This is a genomic window from Christiangramia aestuarii (assembly GCF_009735585.1).
Classification (GTDB): Bacteria; Bacteroidota; Bacteroidia; order Flavobacteriales; family Flavobacteriaceae; genus Christiangramia; species Christiangramia aestuarii.
In genome coordinates this window covers 1-406 of the sequence record NZ_VJVW01000121.1, presented here as the reverse complement: position 1 = coordinate 406, position 406 = coordinate 1, and the positions used below count along the sequence as shown (strand labels likewise).

The following is a 406-nucleotide window of genomic DNA, read 5'->3' as shown; positions in this document are numbered from 1 at the left end:
GATGGGCACGCCGATGAACATGAACAGGAACAGCAGCAGGAACAGGATCAGCACGGTCATGGACGGTTCTCCCCGGCCTCTTCGCCGGCCAGTTTGGAGGCCTCGGCGGCCTCGTCGGCGAGGCCCAGCCCGAGCTGGCGACCGCGCAACAGGTTGACGAGGATTTCCAGGTAGCGCAGCAGCACCAGGCCGAAGCCGACCGGCACCACCACCGCGATGTAGGCCTGGAGGATGCCGAAGTGGTCGAGGTCCTCGGCGCCGATGCCGGCGACGAACAGGGTCTTCACCCAGTCGTAGCTGGCGACCATGAACAGCCCGGCGTAGCCCAGGCAGCAGAGGCAGGCGAGTATCCCGATCAGGCGCTGCAAGGGACGCGGCGCCAGGCGCACCAGGGCATCCACCCCGA

Annotated in this window: 1 protein-coding gene; it reads right to left on the bottom strand. The window is 67.5% G+C overall.

The window, feature by feature from the left end; translation table 11 throughout:
• Positions 1 to 56: 56 nt before the first annotated feature.
• A partial coding sequence (locus FLP08_RS17190; protein WP_156278142.1) for a TRAP transporter small permease occupies positions 57 to 406 on the bottom strand: 350 nt, incomplete at its 5' end.